This window comes from Sphingobium lactosutens (assembly GCF_013393185.1).
GTDB lineage: Bacteria > Pseudomonadota > Alphaproteobacteria > Sphingomonadales > Sphingomonadaceae > Sphingobium > Sphingobium lactosutens_A.
On sequence record NZ_QJQX01000042.1, the window covers coordinates 114,913 to 135,000 of the forward strand.

Annotated in this window: 20 protein-coding genes (1 of these 20 only partly in view); 14 read left to right on the forward strand and 6 right to left on the reverse strand. The window is 63.8% G+C overall.

Annotated elements, in window-relative coordinates; translation table 11 throughout:
* Nucleotides 1-20 precede the first annotated feature (20 nt).
* A complete protein-coding gene (locus tag DM806_RS10790) occupies nt 21-290 on the reverse strand; it encodes a UrcA family protein (protein ID WP_179043232.1) in 270 nt (89 codons plus the stop codon).
* 83 nt (nt 291-373) lie between these two features.
* Complete coding sequence (locus tag DM806_RS10795) at nt 374-598, reverse strand: tautomerase family protein (RefSeq protein ID WP_179043233.1); 225 nt, start codon at nt 596-598, stop codon at nt 374-376.
* Between the two features lie 134 nt (nt 599-732).
* Between DM806_RS10795 and DM806_RS10800 the strand changes: the two genes are divergently transcribed.
* From DM806_RS10800 to DM806_RS10815, 4 genes are all read left to right on the forward strand, one after another.
* Nucleotides 733-2,292 (forward strand): winged helix-turn-helix domain-containing tetratricopeptide repeat protein, encoded by a 1,560-nt coding sequence (locus DM806_RS10800; RefSeq protein ID WP_179043234.1) that lies wholly within the window; start codon nt 733-735, stop codon nt 2,290-2,292.
* A gap of 221 nt (nt 2,293-2,513) precedes the next feature.
* On the forward strand, nt 2,514-3,866 hold the full coding sequence (locus DM806_RS10805) for an LLM class flavin-dependent oxidoreductase (protein ID WP_372859488.1): 1,353 nt from the start codon (nt 2,514-2,516) through the stop codon (nt 3,864-3,866).
* Nucleotides 3,863-5,467, forward strand: coding sequence for an FAD-dependent oxidoreductase (locus tag DM806_RS10810; protein WP_179043235.1), 1,605 nt, complete (start codon nt 3,863-3,865; stop codon nt 5,465-5,467). Before DM806_RS10805 ends, DM806_RS10810 begins: the two co-directional genes overlap by 4 nt.
* Complete coding sequence (locus DM806_RS10815) at nt 5,464-5,841, forward strand: 4Fe-4S dicluster domain-containing protein (protein ID WP_179043236.1); 378 nt, start codon at nt 5,464-5,466, stop codon at nt 5,839-5,841. The genes DM806_RS10810 and DM806_RS10815 overlap by 4 nt, the downstream gene beginning before the upstream one ends.
* A 44-nt stretch (nt 5,842-5,885) precedes the next feature.
* Here DM806_RS10815 and DM806_RS10820 read toward each other — a convergent pair whose 3' ends face one another.
* Genes DM806_RS10820 through DM806_RS10830 form a run of 3 tightly spaced genes read right to left on the reverse strand, consistent with a single transcriptional unit; the run spans nt 5,886 to nt 8,910 of the window.
* Nucleotides 5,886-7,322, reverse strand: coding sequence for an aldehyde dehydrogenase family protein (locus DM806_RS10820; RefSeq protein ID WP_179043237.1), 1,437 nt, complete (start codon nt 7,320-7,322; stop codon nt 5,886-5,888).
* A gap of 10 nt (nt 7,323-7,332) precedes the next feature.
* Nucleotides 7,333-8,154: a glutathione S-transferase family protein gene (locus tag DM806_RS10825; protein WP_256869233.1), complete on the reverse strand. Its 822-nt coding sequence runs from the start codon at nt 8,152-8,154 to the stop codon at nt 7,333-7,335.
* A gap of 3 nt (nt 8,155-8,157) precedes the next feature.
* Entirely contained in the window at nt 8,158-8,910 is a 753-nt protein-coding gene (locus DM806_RS10830) for a glutathione S-transferase family protein (protein ID WP_179043238.1), read from the reverse strand.
* A 196-nt stretch (nt 8,911-9,106) separates the two neighbouring features.
* Here DM806_RS10830 and DM806_RS10835 point away from each other — a divergent pair, with 196 nt between their 5' ends.
* The 4 genes from DM806_RS10835 (at nt 9,107) to DM806_RS10850 (ending at nt 11,355) form a co-directional block, all read left to right on the forward strand.
* The gene (locus tag DM806_RS10835; protein WP_256869234.1) at nt 9,107-9,802 is read left to right on the forward strand and encodes a glutathione S-transferase family protein; all 696 of its coding nucleotides are present in this window, start codon (nt 9,107-9,109) and stop codon (nt 9,800-9,802) included.
* A complete protein-coding gene (locus tag DM806_RS10840) occupies nt 9,799-10,221 on the forward strand; it encodes an acyl-CoA thioesterase (protein ID WP_179043239.1) in 423 nt (140 codons plus the stop codon). Before DM806_RS10835 ends, DM806_RS10840 begins: the two co-directional genes overlap by 4 nt.
* 160 nt (nt 10,222-10,381) lie before the next feature.
* Nucleotides 10,382-11,053, forward strand: coding sequence for a DUF4197 domain-containing protein (locus tag DM806_RS10845; RefSeq protein ID WP_179043240.1), 672 nt, complete (start codon nt 10,382-10,384; stop codon nt 11,051-11,053).
* Between the two features lie 38 nt (nt 11,054-11,091).
* The gene (locus tag DM806_RS10850; RefSeq protein ID WP_179043241.1) at nt 11,092-11,355 is read left to right on the forward strand and encodes a hypothetical protein; all 264 of its coding nucleotides are present in this window, start codon (nt 11,092-11,094) and stop codon (nt 11,353-11,355) included.
* A gap of 19 nt (nt 11,356-11,374) precedes the next feature.
* On the opposite strand, the gene DM806_RS10855 is transcribed toward DM806_RS10850, so the two are convergent.
* On the reverse strand, nt 11,375-12,211 hold the full coding sequence (locus DM806_RS10855) for a helix-turn-helix transcriptional regulator (protein WP_179043242.1): 837 nt from the start codon (nt 12,209-12,211) through the stop codon (nt 11,375-11,377).
* A gap of 119 nt (nt 12,212-12,330) precedes the next feature.
* Between DM806_RS10855 and DM806_RS10860 the strand changes: the two genes are divergently transcribed.
* From DM806_RS10860 to DM806_RS10885, 6 genes are all read left to right on the forward strand, one after another.
* Entirely contained in the window at nt 12,331-13,206 is an 876-nt protein-coding gene (locus tag DM806_RS10860) for a 3-keto-5-aminohexanoate cleavage protein (RefSeq protein ID WP_179043243.1), read from the forward strand.
* A gap of 76 nt (nt 13,207-13,282) precedes the next feature.
* Complete coding sequence (locus DM806_RS10865; RefSeq protein ID WP_179043244.1) at nt 13,283-14,218, forward strand: SDR family NAD(P)-dependent oxidoreductase; 936 nt, start codon at nt 13,283-13,285, stop codon at nt 14,216-14,218.
* The gene (locus DM806_RS10870; protein ID WP_179043245.1) at nt 14,215-15,108 is read left to right on the forward strand and encodes an SDR family oxidoreductase; all 894 of its coding nucleotides are present in this window, start codon (nt 14,215-14,217) and stop codon (nt 15,106-15,108) included. Before DM806_RS10865 ends, DM806_RS10870 begins: the two co-directional genes overlap by 4 nt.
* 244 nt (nt 15,109-15,352) lie before the next feature.
* The gene (locus DM806_RS10875; RefSeq protein WP_179043246.1) at nt 15,353-15,595 is read left to right on the forward strand and encodes a hypothetical protein; all 243 of its coding nucleotides are present in this window, start codon (nt 15,353-15,355) and stop codon (nt 15,593-15,595) included.
* A gap of 101 nt (nt 15,596-15,696) precedes the next feature.
* Nucleotides 15,697-17,868: a penicillin acylase family protein gene (locus tag DM806_RS10880; protein WP_179043247.1), complete on the forward strand. Its 2,172-nt coding sequence runs from the start codon at nt 15,697-15,699 to the stop codon at nt 17,866-17,868.
* A 229-nt stretch (nt 17,869-18,097) separates the two neighbouring features.
* Nucleotides 18,098-20,088, forward strand: the 5' portion of a protein-coding gene (locus DM806_RS10885) for a hypothetical protein (protein WP_179043260.1). Its footprint extends 421 nt past the window's final position; the window shows 1,991 of its 2,412 coding nt (coding positions 1-1,991); it begins with the start codon at nt 18,098-18,100; its stop codon lies off the right edge, out of view.

The following is a 20,088-nucleotide window of genomic DNA, read 5'->3' on the forward strand; positions in this document are numbered from 1 at the left end:
CATGGCGCGAACTGCGAAACCTACATCCTGCGATAGGGCGGTTCGATGGCGATCATGGCGGACCGACGACAAAGCCGTTCCGAATAAAGCGCGAGAGGGTCAGTCCCAGGTTGATCGCAAATTTTGCGGATCGCGATTTTGATGCGCCTGCCCAGCCTGCGGGCATCAGCAGTGCGTGACAGATCGAGATCGTCGGCCCTGACCACGACGCGGGACGTGCCTTGCGCGCCACCGGCCGCCGGTACCGCCAGGCCCATTGCAAGCGGCAGGATCAGTTTCGAAGCCATCATCTTTCCTCTCCTCGTCCTCATTGTCCGCGACCAGTGGACTCCGCACCGCATTGCGCGGCTGGGAGTCCGGTCCGGGGGATGGTTCAGGCGGCGATCCTGCCCGCCAGTGCGTGGACGTCGGCCGCGTGCAGCAACTGGCCGCCAATGCCCCAGTCACCCTGTTCGACCTCGTGGATGCGGACCCATGTCACCTGGCGCATCGCTTCTCCTTCCACTGCGACCACCGCTTCGGTGACGCCGGAAATAAGCCGCCGCTTTTCTTCGGGCGTGAAGACATCCCGGATGATGTCGATAGTAACCAAGGGCATTTGTCTCTCCTTCATGCTATGGATGAGGCCGCGTTGGCCCCGATGCAGGCACGATAGTCCGCATGGCGATGCGACGCTTGAAGGCCGGATAGAGAAATCATGAAGATTCCCTGGATTCCATCGGCTGATGGCGCATGATCTATCTGTTCGACCGCTTCGAACTCGACACGGCGCGCTTCGAACTCCGGGACAGCGGCGCTGTCGTTCACATGGAACCGCAGGTTCTGTCCCTGCTCGCGCTGCTGGTTGCGAATGCGGACCGGATGGTGAGCAAGGACGAGATTGTCGAGAAGATATGGAATAACCGCATCATCTCCGAAGCGGCAGTCGCGGCCCGGATCAAATCCGCGCGCAAGGCCATCGGTGATGACGGGCAACGGCAGCAACTGGTCCGCACCATCCATGGCAAGGGTTTCCGATTTGTCGGGGAGGTGGGCTTTGCTGGTCCGCCGGCCACCGTTTCGCCCATCCCGGCAGGGCGGACGGCTGGACCCCCGCACATGATGGGGGATCGCCCGTCCATCGCCGTCCTGCCATTTCGCCAGATCGGTGCATCCAGCGACGCGGCCTTCCTCGCCGACGCACTCGCCGACGAACTCATTGCCGACCTTGCGCGCCTTAGATGGCTCTTCGTCATAGCGCGCGGATCATCCTTCCGCTTTCGTCATGACCAGACGGATTTCCCTCAACTGGGAAGAGCCCTTGGCGTGCGCTATTGCCTGACCGGAAGCGTCACCTTTTCGGGCAATGGCATCTCATGCCTGGCGGACCTTGTCGAAACCGAGAGTGGGGGCATCGTCTGGGCGGGGCGATATGAAGATGACGTCGCCAATATCCACGCGATCCGGCGCGAAATTCTGGCCAATATGATCGCCGCGCTGGAGATCGGCATCGCGCAGAACGAGGCCCAGCGCGTCCGCTGCCAGGACATGGGACAGATGAGCGCATGGTCGGCCTATCATGTCGGGCTGGACCATATGTTCCGGTTCAATCGGGCCGACAATGACATGGCTGGCCGCATGTTCGACCTGGCTCTGGGGGTGAACCCGGATTTCGCGCGTGCCTGTGCGGGCAAGTCCTTCACCCATTTCCAGAACGCCTTTCTGCGCTATCGCGCCGATCATGCATCGGAAGCGGAAGTCGCCCAAAGGCTGGCGGAAAGGGCCGTGCAACTGGATCGGCTGGACCCTTTCTGCCACTTCAACATGGGCCGATCCCAATGGCTGAACGGCGATCTGGACAGCAGCATCGATTGGCTGGAGCAGGCCACGAGGATCAGTCCGAGCTATGCGCAGGCCGTATACAGCAAGGCATGGGCGAAGACGCTTGCCGGGGCGGCCGTCGAGGGGGAAGAAAATGCCCTGCTCGCCCTGGCGCTCAGTCCTCTTGATCCGCTGCGATATGCGATGATCGCAACCTGTGCGCTCAGCAGGTTGATACAGGGAGATTATGAACAGGCGGCATCGCTGGCCGAGCGCGCCGCGCGCTCGCCGGGCGCTCACAAGCATATTGCCGTCATCGCCGCCATATCCACCTTCATGGCCGGCCAGGCCGAAAGCGCCCGTCGCTGGCTTCTGTTTATCCGGCAGATGGAGCCAGATTTCAGCGGCCGGGATTTTCTCCGGTCCTTTCCTTTCGCGCCGACGAGCGTGCGGGAAACGATAGAAAGGGCGTTGCGGGATTCAGGATTCTGATCGCGCACGGTTGAAGTCAAACTGTCATTGCCCGATGCCGCGCGATCGGCTTTGCGGGCGGGGTTGCAGCCATGCGGCAGCCAGCCGCGGCCATATCCGGAGCGCCCCAATCGCGCATGGCGGTCCCATTGGCCGAAATCACCAGCGCTTGAGCAGCACTCGTTATTCGCCGGTCCGCTCTGGCCCTATTCTACTCCCGACTTGTTGAGCGAGGAACGGCAGTGGTGGAGCAGACAGAAAGACAATTGCATCTCGGCGCAATATTGGAAGGTGTCGGAGCCGATCATAGCAGTTGGCTGGACCCCGACCTGCCCGGCGATGCCAGCATCGATATCGGCTGGTATATCGAACAGGCGCGGCTGGCCGAAGCGGCGAAGTTCGACCTCGTCTTCATCGTCGACTCTCCCTATATCACGCCCGACACGGCGCCGCATTTCCTCAATCGGCTGGAGCCGCTCACCCTGCTGTCTGCGGTGGCGGCATCGACATCGCATATCGGTCTGGTCGGCACGCTGACCACATCCTATTGGGAACCCTATAATGTCGCGCGCCAGTTCGGGTCGCTCGACCATATCAGCAGGGGCCGCGCGGGATGGAATGTCGTGACCACCGGCCTGGAAGGCGCCGCGCGCAACTATGGGCGCGAGGAGCATTTCGACCATAAGCTGCGCTATGCCCGCGCCCGCGAGTTCGTGGAGATCGTGCAGGGCCTCTGGGACAGCTATGAGGACGATGCCTTTCCGCGCGACAGGGCGACGGGCAGGTTCCTCGACAAGGACAAGCAGCATCGCCTGGATCACCAGGGCGCGCATTTTTCGGTTGCCGGACCGCTGGCGCTCAGCCGCTCGCGCCAGGGCCAGCCGGTGATCTTCCAGGCAGGCGACAGCGGCGAAGGCCGTGCCCTGGGCGCGGCGATCGCCGAGGGCACCTTCGCTGCGGCGCAGGATTTCGAAAGCGGGCGGGCCTATTATGCCGACGTGAAGGCGCGGGCCGCTGCGCTGGGCCGCAACCCCGACCTCATCAAGGTGCTTCCGGGCCTTGTCCCCACCATCGCCGAAACCGACGAGGAGGCGCAGTCGATCGCGACGGCGGCCCAAGGCGCGCTCGACATCGGCAAGCTGCTTACCCAGGTCGGCCGTGCCTTCAACTATCATGATTTCTCGTCCTATGATCTGGATGCTCCCTTCCCCGACCTGTCGGGCGTGACGCTCAACAGCTACAAGGGGCAGGCTGAACGGATCATCCGCATATCGACGGAGGAAAGGCTGACCCTGCGTCAGGCCGCCTATCGCTTCGGGCAATGGAAGTCGGATTTCGTCGGATCGCCGGAGACCATCGCAAGCGAGATCGAACGCTGGTTCGTGGGGCGCGCGGCGGACGGCTTCAATCTGCGCGTTACCCGTCCTCGCGACTTCGCCCTGTTCCGCGAACGGGTAGTCCCGATCCTGCAGGCACGGGGATTGTTTCGGAAGGAATATGCTCACGACACGCTGCGTGGCCATCTTGGCCTGCCAGTGCCGGAAAACCGCTATGCCCGTGCATCGCAGGACGCGCAGGCGATCGCCGCCGAATGAGTGGCCATGACGTCCTGGCGCTGACCACCGACGTGCTGATCGTCGGCGGCGGCATGGCGGCCTGCTGGGCAGCGACGGCGGCAGCACGCGCAGGTGCACGCGTCGTGCTGGTGGACAAGGGGTTTGTCGGCACCAGCGGCGTCACGGCGACTGGCGGCCCCAATCATTGGTGGGTGCCGCCCGATCCCGCCAAGCGTGCGCAAGCCGTGGAAGATCGGCTTGCCCGTGCCTTCGACCTTGCCGAGCGGGATTGGATGGCACGCATCATCGATGAGACATGGCGCGCCTTGCCTGAACTGGCCGGCTATTATCCATTCGATAGCGATGGACGCGGCGGGACATTCTATTCGGGCGTGCGCGGTCCGGAATATATGCGGGCGCTGCGCCGGTTTGCGGCCGATCTGGGCGTCTCTATCCTCGATCATCATCCGGCGCTGGAATTGCTGGTAGATCATGATGGCGTCGTGGTGGGCGCGGCGGGGCATGCGCGGCTGGACGACCGGCTCTGGGCGATCCAGGCTTCATCGGTGGTTCTTGCGACGGGCGGATGTGCTTTCCGGTCCGGCCTGATCGGGAGCCATGGCAATACGGGTGACGGGTTGCTCATGGCGGCCGAAGCCGGCGCCGCATTGTCGGGCATGGAATTTTCCGTTTCCTATTCCCTTTCGCCCGCCTGGAATTCGACCCGGACGCTTCCCTATTTTGCCGCCCGCTTCTTCGACCAGGAGGGGCGGGAACTGGATGTGCCGCCACCCATGAGCGGTGAAGCCGCGCATTTGAAGGCTCTGGCCACAGCGATGATCGAGGGGCCGGTATTGGCCGATCTGAGCGACGCGCCCGCTCTGCTCAAGCAATTGCTGCGCCGTATACAGCCCGCATCCATGCCGCCCTTCGAGCGGCGCGGCGTCGACCTGTTCGAAAACCGCTTTCCGATCCGCCTGTTCGGTGAAGGTACGGTGCGTGGCACCGGCGGCCTGCAAATCGTGGACGAAAAATGCAGGACCAGTGTCGAGGGGCTATATGCCGCTGGCGATGCGGCGACGCGTGAACTGATCGCCGGAGCCACCAGCGGCGGCGGCGCGCAAAATGCGGCGTGGGCGCTGACGTCGGGACGGATCGCTGGGCAGGCGGCGGCAAGGGCGGCATCGCAGCGGAAAAGTCGTGCGACGGCCAGAGGCAGGCCAGTAGGCGGCGCCGGATTGCGTCCTGCCGCCGATGCCCGTCCCATCGACCTTTCGCCGGTCATTCCGGCGGTCCAGGCCAGCACCATCGATTTCGATGGCGCGCTCTGGCGCAGCGAAGCCAAGCTGAGCAGCGCGAAGGCGCGCCTGGACCTTTTGTGGCGGGATATTGCCGATCATGCCTATGCGACCGGCATCGCCCGGATCGCGTTGCGCGAGCAGGCGGCAATGGTCGCGGCGGCCCGCTGGGTTTGCGCAAGCGCCTTGGCGCGAACCGAAAGCCGGGGCATGCACATGCGAACGGACAAGCCAGGCCTTGATCCCGCGCTTGGCGCGCGCCTGCTGACGGGCGGGCTGGATAATGTCTGGACCCGTCTCGAGACGGACATCGTTTCCCAAAGGATCGAGGCCGTCGCATGATCGCCCATATTTTCGAGGATCGATGCGACGGCTGCAACAATTGCGTCGCGATCTGCCCAACCCACGTATTGGACGCGGGAAAGGACGGCGCCCCCGTCGTCGCCCGGATCGACCAGTGCCAGACCTGCTACATGTGCGAACTTTATTGCACATCCGACGCCATCTATGTCGATCCCGACCAGCATCATTTGCATGTCGTCGATCCGCAGGCCATTCTGGAATCGGGGCATCTGGGCCGCTTGCGCCATGACTATGGCTGGGGCCGCGAGGCGGGGGGCGATGAGGGGCACCTCAGCGACTTCTGGCGGCTAGGTCCGTTGCTGCGCGAAGGGGCTGAAATTGCCGCACGTCGCTATGCCGGGAGGAAAGCTTGACCCGAAACCGTTTCTCGTCGGCGTGACGCCGGCAGGGCGTGCAGTCAGTCTACCTCTTCGGGCAGCGCACCGATGACTGACTTCACCTCCAGAAATTCCTCCAGCCCATATTTGCCGAACTCCCGGCCGTTGCCCGACTGCTTGTAGCCGCCAAAGGGCATGTCGAAGGCGAGGCCGCCCGCGTTGACGAAGACTGCGCCCGCGCGCAGGCGGCTGACGAATTTCCGGGCATGGGCCGGGTCGCCCGCGACATAGGCGCCCAGGCCATAGGGCGTGTCGTTGGCGATGCGGATGGCGTCCTCGTCATCCTCATAGGGCATGAGGACCAGGACAGGACCGAAAATCTCTTCCTTCGCAATCGTCATGTCGGGCGTCACATTGGCGAAGACGGTGGGGCGGACATAGCTGCCGGCGTCCAGCCCTTCGGGGCGTCCGGTGCCGCCTGTGACGAGCGTGGCGCCTTCGTCGATGCCGGTCCGGATCAGGCTCTGGATGCGATCCCACTGGCGCTGGCTGACGACCGGGCCGATATGGTCGCCCTCGACCTGCGGATCGCCGACCTTCTTGGCGGCGAAGAGCGCGCCAACCTTCTGCGCCGCCTCGTCATGTTGCGAGCGGTGGACCAGCATCCGCGTCGGCGCGACGCAGCTCTGGCCGCTGTTGAGCAGCACGCCACCCACGCCGCCGGGCAGCGCCACGTCCAGCGGCGTGCCTTCCAATATGATGTTGGGCGACTTGCCGCCCAGTTCCTGCGCGACGCGCTTGACCGTATCGGCGGCATTCTTCGCCACCATGATCCCGGCGCGGGTCGAGCCGGTGAAGCTCACCATGTCGATATCAGGATGTTTCGCGAGCGCGGTGCCGACACCTTCACCATCGCCCTGCACCAGATTGAAGACGCCGGCCGGCACGCCCGCCGCCTCCAGCACTTCGGCGAAGATAGCGGCGCAGCTTGGCGCCTCTTCGGAGGGCTTGAGGATCATGGTGCAGCCCGCCGCCAGCGCCGGCCCGACCTTGGCGACGATCTGGTTCATCGGCCAGTTCCACGGCGTGATGAGCGCGACGACGCCGATTGGCTCGCGCACGACGCGGTTGCCGCCGATCTTCTCGCTGAATTCATACTCCTTGAGTGCCGCCAGCGCCTGGCCCAGATGGCCGAGGCCCGATCCAGCCTGCGCGGTCTGGGCGATAGAGATGGGGCAGCCCATTTCTGTGGCGATGGCGTGGGCGATGTCGGGGACACGCTTCTGATATTCGCCGATGATGCGTTCAAGCAGGGCGATGCGCTCTTCGCGGCTGGTCAGCGAGAAAGTTTCGAAGGCGCGACGCGCAGCGATCACGGCCGCATCGACATCGGGGGCCGTGCCGAGGATCAGGTCGGCGGCGCTTTGATCGGTAGCGGGGTTGATGACGGCGATGGTGCGGCCGCCCTGGCTGTCGACCCACCGGCCGTCGATATAGTGTTGCAGCGTGTTGGGCATGATAATGTCCTTATGCGGGAAGGAGGCCGAGATCGGCGTCGGTGGCGGGCGTGCCCCATTTGTCGCTAGGCGGTAGGGGCCGGCTGTCCCAGGGGGGATCAAGCGTGAAACTGGAGATGCTGCGCCCATCGGGCAGCCGGCCGTTGCCGCCACCCTGGCTATAATCATAATAGAGCGTCATCAGCTCGCGATGGCCGTGATGGCGCTGTGCGACGGGGTGCGACAGGCAGGCCTCCCGCCAGCGCAACAGCCGGGTCAGATGCTGCGGGATCTGATAGCTTTCATAATAGTCGAGGAACCAGAGCCGCTTGAACATCGGCGTGAAGGCGACCTCCGCCCATCCGAACCGGTCGAAGAGGAAATCGCCGTCGGGAGCGTAGTGGCGTAGAAACTCGTCCAGCCGCGCATATTGGGCATCGACCTCGGCCTTATGCTCGTCACGCTTGGCGGGGTCGCGGTTGAGGATCATGCGGTATCCCGCGCCGGTGAACTGGCCGTCGGTGGCGCATAGCATCGCCTCGACCGCATGTTCGAACGGGTCTTGCCGCGCCACCGGCGGATCGGGAAAGCGATCCTCGACATAGCGCATGATGACCATGCTTTCCTTCAGCGTCTCGCCATTTTCCAGCTCCAGCGCAGGGAGCGCGGTGGTGCCGCGCGTCTTTGCGAGCAGCCAGTCTGGCCGGGGTTGCGATATGTCGATCTCATGATCGGCCATGATGCCATGCAGCCCCTTGAGGTCGAGCAGCAGCTCGATCCGCTCGGAAAAGGGGCAGCCGGGGATATGATACATGCGCAGCCACCCGGCGGGCGGTTCGTCTTGCCAGCCCATGGATCAGGCCGCCGTTGCCGCAGCGCGGGGCGGCATTTCGCTTTGCGATTTGGCGAACATTGCCTGCGCAGCGGGGCGGGCGTTGATACGATCGATCCAGGCGACCAGATGCGGCGTCGCCTCCTTGTTGACGATGTCGGCGTAACCAAACTGCATCCCGTTCGCGATCGCGAAGTTGCAGATGTCGGCCAAGGTGTAATCTTCGCCAGCCAGCCAGGGGCTTTCCGACAGCCGCTTCTCCAGCCGGTCGATCGATACGCGAATCTTGCGCATTTCCTCGTCCAGCACCGCCTGTGGGAAACCGGCGCGGGCGCTGCGCCATTTGGCCTGCTGCTCCGGGACCGGGATATGCTTCAGCTTCTCCTCGAATTCCGCGTCGGTCAGTTTGCGCGCCATCGGGCCGATCATCCGTTCCCAGCCGATGGTCGACACGCACCAGCAGAAATATTCGTCCACCCATTTCGTCCAGACGCGCATTTCGGCGATCTGCACCGGATCGGTCGGGCGCAGGCGCGGCGCGTCCGGAAAGGCGTCCTCCAGATATTCGCAGATGACGGTCGATTCGGTAATGATATGGCCGTCATGGTTGAGCGCGGGCACCTGACCGCGCGGATTGATCGCCTTGAACCAGTCTTCATGATGTTCGAACCGGGTCGGGTCGACGAAGCGGGGTGTGAATTCCAGCCCCTTTTCATAAAGGGCGAGCAGCGGTTTCAACGAATTGGCTGCTGGACCGAAGCTGTAGAGCGTCAACATGCGCTGTGCATCCTCACCTTGTGGTTATGGCGTCTGATGCGCCTTCGGGACCGAACGTGGCTGGCGTTCCGGCGGGTCGCAAGTCCTGTGTCGATACTATCAGTAAGACTACCCGGCACGCCGGTGCGGCTGAACCTGTCAGTTTCAATGATAGCGCCGCCACTCGTCTTGCGGCGGCGGCAAGGCTTTGCTTTGGATGGGGAAAGAAAAGTCGGAGAGGATGATGCTGGAACTGCTGACATCGGAAACGCCCAATGGCTGGAAAGTCTCTATCCTGCTGGAGGAACTGGGCGTGCCCTATAAGGTGACGCCGATATCCCTGACCGACCGGGTGCAGAAGCAGGACTGGTATGTCGCGCTCAACCCCAATGGCCGCATCCCGACTTTGGTGGATCATGATGCGGGGGATTTCGCCATCTTCGAATCCGGGGCGATCCTGCTCTATCTGGCGGAAAAGTTCGGACGCTTCATTCCGTCGGATACGCAGGATCGCAGCCGCGTCATCCAGTGGGTGATGTGGCAGATGTCGGGGCTGGGACCGATGATGGGGCAGGCGACCGTCTTCAACCGCTATTTCGACGAGAAACTGCCGTCGGTGATCGACCGCTATGTGCGCGAAAGCCAGCGTCTGTTCGGCGTGATGGATGCGCGCCTGGCAGAGGCCGACTATCTAGTCGGCGACTATTCGATCGCCGATATCGCCTGCTTTCCCTGGGTTCGCGGCCATGACTGGGCCGGGGTAGACATGAGCGGCTTCCCTAACCTTCAGCGCTGGTTCGACAGGATTTCAGCGCGGCCCGCGGTGCAGCGCGGGCTTCTTGTCCCCACGCCGCCCACGCCCGAGGAGATGGCGGAAAAGACCACCCGGCAGGGAAAGACGATTCTCGCGTGACGGCTTTCCTCCAGCGGATCGTCCGCATCGAATGGGGACATTGTGACCCTGCAGGGATCGTCCATGCGCCCCGCTATTTCGACATTTTCGGCGAAAGCACGATGCTGCTGTTCGAGCGCGCCGGCCTGCCCAAGAAGCGGGAGATGCTGGCGACCATGCCCTTTGCCGGATTTCCGATGGTCGATGTGTCGGCGCGCTTCTTCGTGCCCACCGCCTATGGCGACGATGCGCTGGTAGAGGCCGACGCCCCGGTATTTGGCAATAGCAGCTTTACCGTGGCGCACCGGCTGTCGCTGGACGGCAGGCTGTGCGTGGAATGCACCGAAAAGCGCGTCTGGACCGTGCCGGATGCCAGCCGGCCGGGCGGATTGCGGGCAGAGAGGGTGCCGGATTCGGTGCGGGTCTTGTTCGTCAAATAACAACCACCGTTCGTTTCGAGCGTGTCGAGAAACGCTTGTGCAGCGCTTACGGCTTCTCGACTTCGCTCGAAGCGAACGGAGATATTATAGGTTTCATTACGTTCAGCGCCCGGCAAGGCTGGCGACGCCATAGCGTCCGCCACGACAAGGGAGATGCGTCATGGAGCAATCATTCGGCCTTTCCGACAGGCGCAGCCTGATCGCGACGCTGGCGCTGCTGCCGCTGGCCGCCTGCGCTACGCCGATGGGGCGCTATACGGTCGAGGACGCAGTGCGGCGGTTGCTGGAACTGTCGAGCCAGCGCGCCTTTGCCCGGCTCACGGAACCGGGTGGATTCTATGATGACCAGTTGACGCGGATCGTGCCCCCGGATCTGGGCGGTGGGAAGGGCGGCGCGGTGCTGGGCGCCTTGCTTCGCACGAATGCGGTGCGCGATCGGGTGGCGATGGGGCTGAATGATGTCGCTGTCGATCTGGCCGACAATGCCGCGCCAATCGTGATGGACGCGGTTCATCGCATGACGCTAGCTGACGCTGTGTCGGTGCTGCGTGGCGGGCCGACGGCGGCGACCGACCTGCTGGCGCGGGAAGCGCGTGGATCGGTGGTCGAAGCGCTGCTGCCCGGCGCGTCGCGGGCGCTCCATTCGGACATGTTCGAAATGCTGTCTGTTGCGCTCTCCGCCGCCGGGGGCAAGGATTATGCGGCGATGGCTAACAATGTGTCGGGCCAGATCGGCGACGCCATCTTCCGCGCGATCGGGCGCGAGGAGGCGGAAATCCGCCGCGATCCGCGCGCGACCGGCGATCCGATCCTGATGACGCTGCTGCGATAGCTCTTGATTTCCTTGCCGGGCCGTGGTGTCCCCGCGCCATGGAACAGAAATATCCCGGTGTCGCCGGCATCCCCTGGGATCAGCCCGCAACCATGATCGACCTGGACGGCAAGCCGCCGCTGATCGGTACGATTCGCGACTGCGCCGTCCATTTCGGCCTCTACAAACCCCATGCCAGGGCGCAGGCGCGTGTCCTGCTCACCCAGCCGGTTCATCGGGAAGGACGCAAGACGCGTACCTGGCTGCTGGACCCGGAAGAGATCGAAGCGCTGGCCGAACGCTTGAAGCGCGAGACGAACTGACACAGGCAGGCGCCGGTGCTCAGGCGAGCGTCGGTGCCTCCGTTTCCGCGACCAGCTTCGCGAGTCGCGCGGCGCTGACATCGTCCAGCGGGGCGAACAGCAGGAGTCGCTGGCCAGGCGCTTCCTCGATCGCATAGCTGGTGTGGCGGAACATGATTTCGCCCACACCGGGCATGTCGGCGATATTCGTGTCCTCGAAATGGGCCATGATCTCCGATTCCTGCCAATAGCGGCGGAAAAATTCGGACTGCTCCATCATGTCGGCGATGATGCCGTCGAAGACTTCGGGCTGGGCAGTGCGGCTATAGTCCCATTTGAAGCGGGCGATCAGACGCCGGCACATGTCCTGGAACTTGTCCGGGTCGGCGCGGTAGCGGGGGTTCAGCATCAGGATGCGGAACAGGTTGCGCTCCTCGCGTGGCAACTGACTGTAATCCCGAAAGGCATGGGCGACGAGCCGGTTCCAGCCGATCACCGTCCAGTCCTCCACCATCACCAGCGCCGGAATGGACAGACTGTCCATCAGATGCTGGGTGCCGGCATGGATCGTCTCGTCGGCGCGGCGGGCGAGCGGCGGTGGGCGATGCTGGGCAAGGGCGAAGAGAAATTCGCGCTCATTGGGGCTGAGGCGCAGGGTGCGGCTCAGCCGTTCCAGCATCGGCGCGGATAGCTGGACCTCCCGTCCCTGTTCGAACCAGGTGTACCAGGTGACGCTCATTCCCGCGAGGGTCGCCACCTCCTCGCGCCGCAGCCCGCGCGTGCGGCGGCGTTCACCCGCCGGCAGGCCGACTTCGGACGGCGCCAGCTTGGCGCGAGCGGCTTTCAGGAACCGCGACAACTCTTCCCTTTGTGCCATGCCTTATCCAGTTACTCGCAATAATGGGACATCCACCGGCCTTCTTGCGGGCCTTCTCCTCTGCAAGACCTTGCGTCCTGCGGTCGGCAGCATAGCCGAGACTACACAGGAGAGCGATATTGGCTGGCAAGCTATTTGTGACCTGCGCGGTGACGGGAAGTTCACCGATGCCGGCGCATCCCGATTTTCCCTTCCGCCCGGACCATGTCGCGGCCGAGGCGCTGGCCGCGGCGGATGCCGGCGCGTCGATCATCCATGTCCATGTGCGCGATCGCGAGACGGGCGACCCGTCACAGGCGCTGGAGGATTATCGCGAGGTGGTCGGCCTGATCCGGGCTAAAAACAACGAGGTCATCCTGAACGTCACCACCGGGCCGGGTTGTACCTGGATGCAGGGGGAGGATGATCCGGCTTTGTGCGGGCCGGGCACGCTGATGTTCACGGCCGAGCGGCGGCTGGAGCATATTCTCGACCTCAAGCCCGACATGTGTACGCTTGACATCTGCACGATGCAGCTATGGGGCGGGGTGGCGATCAACCTCGATCCGATGATCACCAGGATGGGGCACATGATCCAGGACGCCGGTGTGCTGCCGGAGATCGAATGTTTCGAGGCGGGCGACTTCGTCTTCGCCGACGATCTGATGGCCAAGGGCGCGATTCCGAAGAACGTGCCCTTCACCTTCGTGCTGGGCACCAAATATGGCCTGCCCGCGACGCCCGAGGCGATGCTCTATGCGAAGAACCAGATACCGCGCGGCGCGCAGTTCACCGGCTTCGGTGTCAGCAGGCACAGCTTTCCCATGGCGGCGCAGTCGGCGCTGCTGGGCGGGAATATCCGCGTCGGGTTCGAGGATACGATCTATTTGCGGCGCGGCCGGATGGCGGCGGACAATGCGGAGATGGTGCGATGGGGTGTCGAACTGATCGAGCGGATCGGCGGCGACGTGGCGAGCGCCGGAGAGGCACGGGCCATGCTCGGCCTCAGGCAATAGGCTTTTGATTTAACGCGTTTTCCGATTCAGCAGATGATGCCACCTGCTTCGAAAACGCTCCAAGGGAGAGGACAGAATGACACAGGCAGCAAAAGCGCCCATGGCCGATGTGCGGGGCAGGACCGCCTTCATCACCGGGGGTGCGAACGGGATCGGGCTGGGGATTGCGCGCGCGCTGGTGCGGGCCGGGGCCAATGTGGTGATCGCCGATATTCGCGAGGAGGCTCTGGCGCAGGCGAAAGCCGATCTGGGCGCCGATGCGCAGGTGGAGACGGTGCAACTGGACGTCACCGACCGCGCCGGCTTCGCGCGGGCGGCGGATGCGGCGGAAGCGCGCTTCGGTAAGATCCACATGCTGATCGGCAATGCCGGCGTCGGCGTGATGGGACCGGTGCTCGATGCGCGCTATGACGATTGGGACTGGGGGTTGGGGGTCAATCTGGGCGGGGTCATCAATGGCCTCGTCACCATCCTGCCGCGGATCAAGGCGCATGGCGAAGGGGGGCAGGTCGTCACTACATCGTCCCAGTCGGCGCTGCTCCCGATCAGCTATTCGGCCATCTATACCGCGGCCAAGGCGGCGGTGCTGGGGATTTCGGAAGCGATCCGGGGCGAGTTGGCAGCGGAGAATATCGGCGTGTCGGCCTTCATGCCCGGTCCGGTGCAGAGCAATATCGCCCATAGCGGCGAATTGCGTCCGGCCGAATATCGCAGCGACAGCGGCTATCGGCAGCGCGAGGAGGATCTGGAGAAGCGGCCGGTGTCGCCGCTCTGGATGAGCGCGGACGAGGTTGGCGAGCGGGTGCTGGCCGGAATATGCGACAACGACCTGTACATATTGACGCATCCCGAATTTGCCGACGGCATGCGGACGCGCTTCGATGCGATCCTGGCGTCGATGCCCGATGAAGCGATCAATCAGGAGCGGGCGAAGGAGATCGGCTTCCTGCTGTCCAACCCGGCGTTCGACGATCAACTGGCGCGGCGCAACGCAAGGGAGATGGCGGCATGACGAAAGTCGTAGGACGCACCGCCTTCATCACCGGAGGCGGATCTGGCGTGGCGCTGGGGCAGGCTAAGGTGTTTGCGCAGGCTGGATGCAAGGTCGCGATCGCCGACATCAGGCAGGACCATCTGGACGAGGCGATGGCCTGGTTCGACGGACGCGGGCATGAGGTGATGGCGGTGAAGCTGGATATCACCGACCGCGACGCCTATGCGCGCGCGGCCGACGATGTGGAAGCGCGGCTGGGGCCGGTCGAATTGCTGTTCAACACGGCGGGAGTATCGATTTTCGGGCCGTTGCAGAACGCCACCTATGACGATTGGGACTGGCAGCTGGACGTCAATCTGCGCGGCGTCATCAACGGCATCCAGACCTTCGTGCCGCGCATGATCGAGCGCGGCAATGGCGGGCATATCGTCAATACGGCCTCCATGTCCGCCTTCGTGGCGCTCAAGGGGACGGGCATCTACTGCACGTCGAAAATGGCGATCCGGGGGCTGTCGGAATGTCTGGCGCTGGACCTTGCCGATCATGGCATCGGCGTGTCGATGCTCTGCCCCGGCGCGGTCAACACCAATATCCATGAAGCGGTGCTGACGCGCCCGGCGCATCTCCAGCAGACCGGCTATTATGGCGCGGACCCCAATGTCATGGCCCATCTGAAGCAGGTGATCGCGGTCGGGATGGAGCCGGAGGTGCTGGCCCGCTATGTGCTGAAGGGGGTAGAGGCGGACCAGCTCTATATCCTGCCCTATCCCGAATTTCGCCGGACGCTGGAGGAGATACATGAGCGGGTGATGGCCGCGCTCGCCCGGCCGGAGGATGATCCCGACTATGAAAAGCGCGCCGCCCATGGCGTGCCGGGTGGAGAGAAGCGCGAGAAGGTCGCAAGCTAATCGGTTACGGCTCTGGCCGGGAAAGATAAAAGGCAGTCCCGGCCAGATTTTCAGGTCTTGCGGAATATATCCTAAATGAATGCAATTATCACTGCATATTGGGAAATAACGCACGCGCATATTGTGCCTGAAATCGAAAAATCGCTGCATCTCGTGGGTTTCTGCAAGTTGGCACGCTCCCTGCAAAGCTTAGGGCACGATCCACAACGGATCGCTCGAAGCAAGTTCAGGGAAGGAAATCATCATGAAGACCGTTGCCGCCATCATCGCCGTCGCCGCCGCCATCACCGGCGTTGCCGCTCCCGCTGCCGCGCAGGACCAGGGTAAGGTCAAGGTGAGCTATGATGCCAAGACCCAGAAATATTGTGTGAAGCAGGTGCTGCCCAGCTCGATCGTTCCTTCGATCCGCTGCCGGACCGCCAGCGAATGGGCGGATGTCGGGGTGACGATCACGCACAAGCCGGCTGTCCAGCTTGCCCAGCGCTGAGGCGAGAGGCCTCCCGCATCATCCGATCGGGAGGCCGTCCGCTAGTGCCGCGTCATACGAAGGGCGTGGCTTTTCCGACTGCCGCCGTTTAGCTGGGCGGCATGAAATATTTCTCCGCACTTTCCTCCTTCGTCGCTCTCCTCCTCGTCGCCCAGCCTGTTTTGGCTCAGTCCGAAATTGCGGTGTGGCGCGCGCAGGCGGCGCGGGTGACGATCCAGCGGGATGATTGGGGCATCGCCCATGTCCATGGACGCAGCGATGCCGATGCCGTGTTCGGCATGATCTACGCGCAGGCCGAGGATGACTTCAACCGGATCGAGAGCAATTATCTGACCGCGCTTGGCCGAACGGCCGAGGCGGAGGGCGAGGACGCGATCTGGCAGGATCTGCGCGCGCGCCTTTATATGGACCCGGCGAAGCTGAAGGCCGATTATGCGGCCAGTCCGGCCTGGCTCAAAAAACTGATGAGCGCCTGGGCCGATGGCCTCAACTATTATCTCGCCACGCATCCGCAGGTGAAGCCCCGCGTCATTACCCGGTTCGAGCCATGGATGGCGCTGAGCTTCACCGAGGGGAGTATCGGCGGCGATATCGAGCGCATACCGCTCGACCGACTGAAGGCCTTCTATGGCAAGCCCGACGGGAAGGCCGTCGCTATGGCCGATCCCGACCCCGAACCGCGCGGCTCCAACGGCTTCGCCATCGCGCCGGGCAAGAGTGCCAGCGGGCATGCATTGCTATGGATCAACCCGCATACCAGCTTCTTCTTCCGCTCCGAATTGCAGATGACGAGCGACGAGGGACTAAATGCCTATGGCGCGGCGACCTGGGGGCAGTTCTTCGTCTATCAGGGGTTCAATCCGACCGCCGGCTGGATGCATACGTCGAGCACGGTCGATGCGGTCGATGAATTTCTGGAGATGGTGACGCGCAAGCCGGACGGGTCGATGACCTATCGTTACGGGCGGGAGGTGAGGCCGGTCAAGGCGTCGACCATCACCCTGTCCTATCGCACAGTCGATGGCGGGCAGGCGCAGCGCAGCTTCACCATCTATCGCACCCATCATGGCCCGGTGATCGGTGAAGCGGACGGCAAATGGATTTCCTTTGCGATGATGGACAAGCCGGTGCCGGCGCTGGAGCAAAGCTTCCTGCGGACCAAGGCGCGCGATTACGCCCAGTTCGTCAAGGTGGCGGAGCGCAGGGCCAATTCGTCCAACAACACCATCTTCGCCGATGCGAAGGGGACGATCGCCTATCTCCATCCGCAATTCGTACCGCTGCGCGACGACCGGTTCGATTATATGAAGCCGGTCGACGGCAGCGATCCGGCGACCGATTGGAAGGGGCTGACCCCGCTCAACAGGCTGCCGCGCCTGCTCAATCCGGCGAGCGGGTGGATCCAGAATACCAATAACGGTCCTTGGTCGGCGGCGGGCAAGGATAGCCAGAGCGCATCGGATTTCCCTCATTATATGGACATGGTCGGCGAAAATCCACGCGGGGAACATGCCGTCATGGTGTTGGGGGCAGGACGGGATTTCACGCTCGACACGCTGACCGCCGCCGCGTTCGATCGCTACCAGCCCGCGTTCGCGCGGCTGATCCCGCTGCTGGCCAAGGCGTGGGACGGGTTGCCGCAAGGCGATGCGCGCAAGGCGACGCTGGCCGGCCCGATCGCGGCCCTGCGGAACTGGGACTATCGGTGGAGCGCGCAGTCCGTCGCGAACAGCCTGGCCTGCCTTTGGGCGGAAGATTTGCGGCAATGGGCGCTGGCCGAAACCCAGGCCGATGCGCGCACTTTATACGACCATATGGCGGTGGCGCCGGCGGACGTGCATCTGAAGCTGCTGACGGACGTGGTCGATCGGCTGGACAAGAATTTCGGTAGCTGGCGCACCGCCTGGGGGGACATCAACCGTTACCAGCGGCTAAGCGGTGCCATAGTCCAAGATTTTTCTGATGCGCAGCCCAGCCTGCCGGTCCCCTTCGGTTCGGCACGCTGGGGTTCGCTCGCTTCCTTCGGCGCGCGCCCCTATCCGCGAACGCGCAAATGGTATGGCAGCAGCGGCAACAGTTTTCTGGCGGCGGTCGAGTTCGGCAAGCGCGTAAGGGCCAGGGCCGTGAGCGTCGGCGGCGAAAGCGGCGACCCGGCCTCTCGCCATTTCAGCGACCAGGCGCAGGCCTATATCGATGGCAGGCTCCGTCCCGTCTATTTCCATCCCGACGAACTGGCCGGTCATGTCGAGCGGACCTATCGACCGGGCGAATGATGGCGGGGGCCGGCGGGGTGGCAGGGACGTCGATCGACCAGGCTATTTCATGATCGCACGCGACCCGGCTGCCGACGGTATTCCGTCATCGGGTCCGTCGGTGAAGCCGTCGGTCTGCCGCAACCTGGCCCTTCCGCTCTTGGCTTGCCAGCGCCGATGTGGGACAGGCGATCAGGGTCGCTGAAGAGAAATGCCGGAAGACAGAGATATGCGCTTGCCGATCAACAGGATGCCGCACCGCGCTGCCCGATGGGGACTGGCCATGCTGCTGGCATCGCTGGCGCCCGCCTCGCTCTGCGCGGCCGATCCGGCGCCGTTCGAACTGTCCGGCCCGTCGCTGCGTGTCATGGTGATGCGCGGCACGCAGAGCCTGCCCATCGCGCAGGTGCCCAGCCTGTCCGAAGGGGACAAGCTGTCGATCGAGGCAGACCTGCCCGCCGATCAGGGCGCCCGTTTCATCCTGGTGTCGGCCTTTCTGCGCGGTGCGACCAATCCGCCGCCCAAGGATTGGGTGCGTTTCGCTGAAACCTGGAAGAAGAAGGACAAGGACAAGGCGCTGACCCTGACGGTGCCCAAGGGCGCGCGACAGATGGCGCTGTTCCTGGTGCCCGACACGGGTGGAGCGGAAGGCACGCTGACCGACGCAGTGCGCGGCAAGCCCGGAGAGTTCGTGCGGGCGACGCAGGATCTCACCCAGGCTTCGCTCGACCGGTCGCGGCTCGACGCCTTCATGGCGGCGATCCACGCGCAGGAAAATACACATCCTGAATTTCTGCGTGGCGTTGCACCGACACTGGCGCGCAGCCTGTCAATGAAGCTCAACGAGGAATGCCTGTCCAAGGTGGTCGAATTGCAGGTTTCCTGCCTGCTCGACAATCGGGAATCGCTGGTGCTGGCCGACGTGCACAGCAGTTCGATGGCCGAAACGCTGACCGGCGCACCGACCGATCTGGCGCTGCAATTGAGCGCCACGCGCGAAGCCGGCTATGGCTATTATAGTGCCTACATCGGTGTTGTCCGTGACGTGGCGAAGATTTTCGGCGCATTCAGCAACCCGGAATTCGACTATTTGCCGACGCTGAGCGTGCGCAAGGAAGACGGCATCGGATTGCTGCTGAATGCGGCGCCTTCCTTCCAGAAGCCCAAGTCGGTGATGGTCATTGCCATGCCCGCGATCGAGGCGGACAGCCCGCCACGTCTGCGCAACGCGGCCGAAGCGCCGATCTGCGCCGTCGGAGCGGGCACGCTGCTGCCGGTCGAAGGCGCGCCGCTCATCTATTCCACGACCTATGCGCGTGACATGAAATTGTCGTTGAAAGCACCGTCAGGCGAGACGGTGGAACTGCCCGTGACCGCGCGGGCCGACCGGGGTGGCTATGTCCTGCCGGATGGCGCCGGCTTGCCGCCGGCCTTCAAGGGGGCGGTCCAGGGGCATCTGTATGGCTATTGGGGATTCGACCGGTTCGAAGGCCCGGACTTCACGCTTCAATTGCCCGACGGCGGCGGCTGGAAAGTCGAGGGGGAAGCGCCCGCCCTGGTCGTGGGACGCGACAATGCCCTGTTGTTGAAAGGCAGCGCGCCGGCTTGCGTCGAAAGCGTGACGATCCGTCAGGGGGAGGGACCGGCCCAGTCGATCGGGTGGAAAGTGCAGGGCCATGATGGACTGGCGCTCACCTTGCCGCTGGCGGACCGGAAGCCCGGTATGCTCGATATCGCTGTGAAATATCGGGGCGTCGTCCAGCCTTCGGCCATCGCCCTGCGGAGCTATGCGCAGGCGAGTCGACTGGATGGCGTGGTGATCCATGCGGGCGACAGGGATGCGCTGCTGTCGGGGCAAAGACTCGACCAGGTCGAGAGTATCGATCTCGCCGGACTTGTGCTGCGGCCTGATGGACTGACGCGCGATGGTGCGGTGGATCGGTTGCGGCTGACGGCGCAGGGCGATGGACCCGTGCTCGAACAAGGCCGCGACGCATATGCGCGGGTGAAGCTGCGCGACGGGCGGACGGTCAGCCTGGCGGTGACGGTTGCGGCGCCCCGGCCGCAGATCGCCCTGCTGAGCAAGAGCATCACGTCCGGCGCCTCGGCCGCGAAGGCACTGACGCTGAATGGCGATGAGTTGCTGCCCGATAATGGCCAGTTGATATTTTCGGTGCAGGCGAAGGGGGCGACGCGTCTGACCCCTGCCGATGTGATCGAGGTCGCGCCGGCGGATGGAGA

Excerpts from the sequence above, each read along its gene's own strand:
- DM806_RS10790 (WP_179043232.1), bottom strand. The coding sequence starts at position 290 with ATGATGGCTTCGAAACTGATCCTGCCGCTTGCAATGGGCCTGGCGGTA.
- DM806_RS10795 (WP_179043233.1), bottom strand. The coding sequence starts at position 598 with ATGCCCTTGGTTACTATCGACATCATCCGGGATGTCTTCACGCCCGAA.
- DM806_RS10800 (WP_179043234.1), top strand. The coding sequence starts at position 733 with ATGATCTATCTGTTCGACCGCTTCGAACTCGACACGGCGCGCTTCGAA.
- DM806_RS10810 (WP_179043235.1), top strand. The coding sequence starts at position 3,863 with ATGAGTGGCCATGACGTCCTGGCGCTGACCACCGACGTGCTGATCGTC.
- DM806_RS10815 (WP_179043236.1), top strand. The coding sequence starts at position 5,464 with ATGATCGCCCATATTTTCGAGGATCGATGCGACGGCTGCAACAATTGC.
- DM806_RS10820 (WP_179043237.1), bottom strand. The coding sequence starts at position 7,322 with ATGCCCAACACGCTGCAACACTATATCGACGGCCGGTGGGTCGACAGC.
- DM806_RS10825 (WP_256869233.1), bottom strand. The coding sequence starts at position 8,154 with ATGGGCTGGCAAGACGAACCGCCCGCCGGGTGGCTGCGCATGTATCAT.
- DM806_RS10830 (WP_179043238.1), bottom strand. The coding sequence starts at position 8,910 with ATGTTGACGCTCTACAGCTTCGGTCCAGCAGCCAATTCGTTGAAACCG.
- DM806_RS10835 (WP_256869234.1), top strand. The coding sequence starts at position 9,107 with ATGGGGAAAGAAAAGTCGGAGAGGATGATGCTGGAACTGCTGACATCG.
- DM806_RS10845 (WP_179043240.1), top strand. The coding sequence starts at position 10,382 with ATGGAGCAATCATTCGGCCTTTCCGACAGGCGCAGCCTGATCGCGACG.
- DM806_RS10850 (WP_179043241.1), top strand. The coding sequence starts at position 11,092 with ATGGAACAGAAATATCCCGGTGTCGCCGGCATCCCCTGGGATCAGCCC.
- DM806_RS10855 (WP_179043242.1), bottom strand. The coding sequence starts at position 12,211 with ATGGCACAAAGGGAAGAGTTGTCGCGGTTCCTGAAAGCCGCTCGCGCC.
- DM806_RS10865 (WP_179043244.1), top strand. The coding sequence starts at position 13,283 with ATGACACAGGCAGCAAAAGCGCCCATGGCCGATGTGCGGGGCAGGACC.
- DM806_RS10870 (WP_179043245.1), top strand. The coding sequence starts at position 14,215 with ATGACGAAAGTCGTAGGACGCACCGCCTTCATCACCGGAGGCGGATCT.
- DM806_RS10875 (WP_179043246.1), top strand. The coding sequence starts at position 15,353 with ATGAAGACCGTTGCCGCCATCATCGCCGTCGCCGCCGCCATCACCGGC.
- DM806_RS10880 (WP_179043247.1), top strand. The coding sequence starts at position 15,697 with ATGAAATATTTCTCCGCACTTTCCTCCTTCGTCGCTCTCCTCCTCGTC.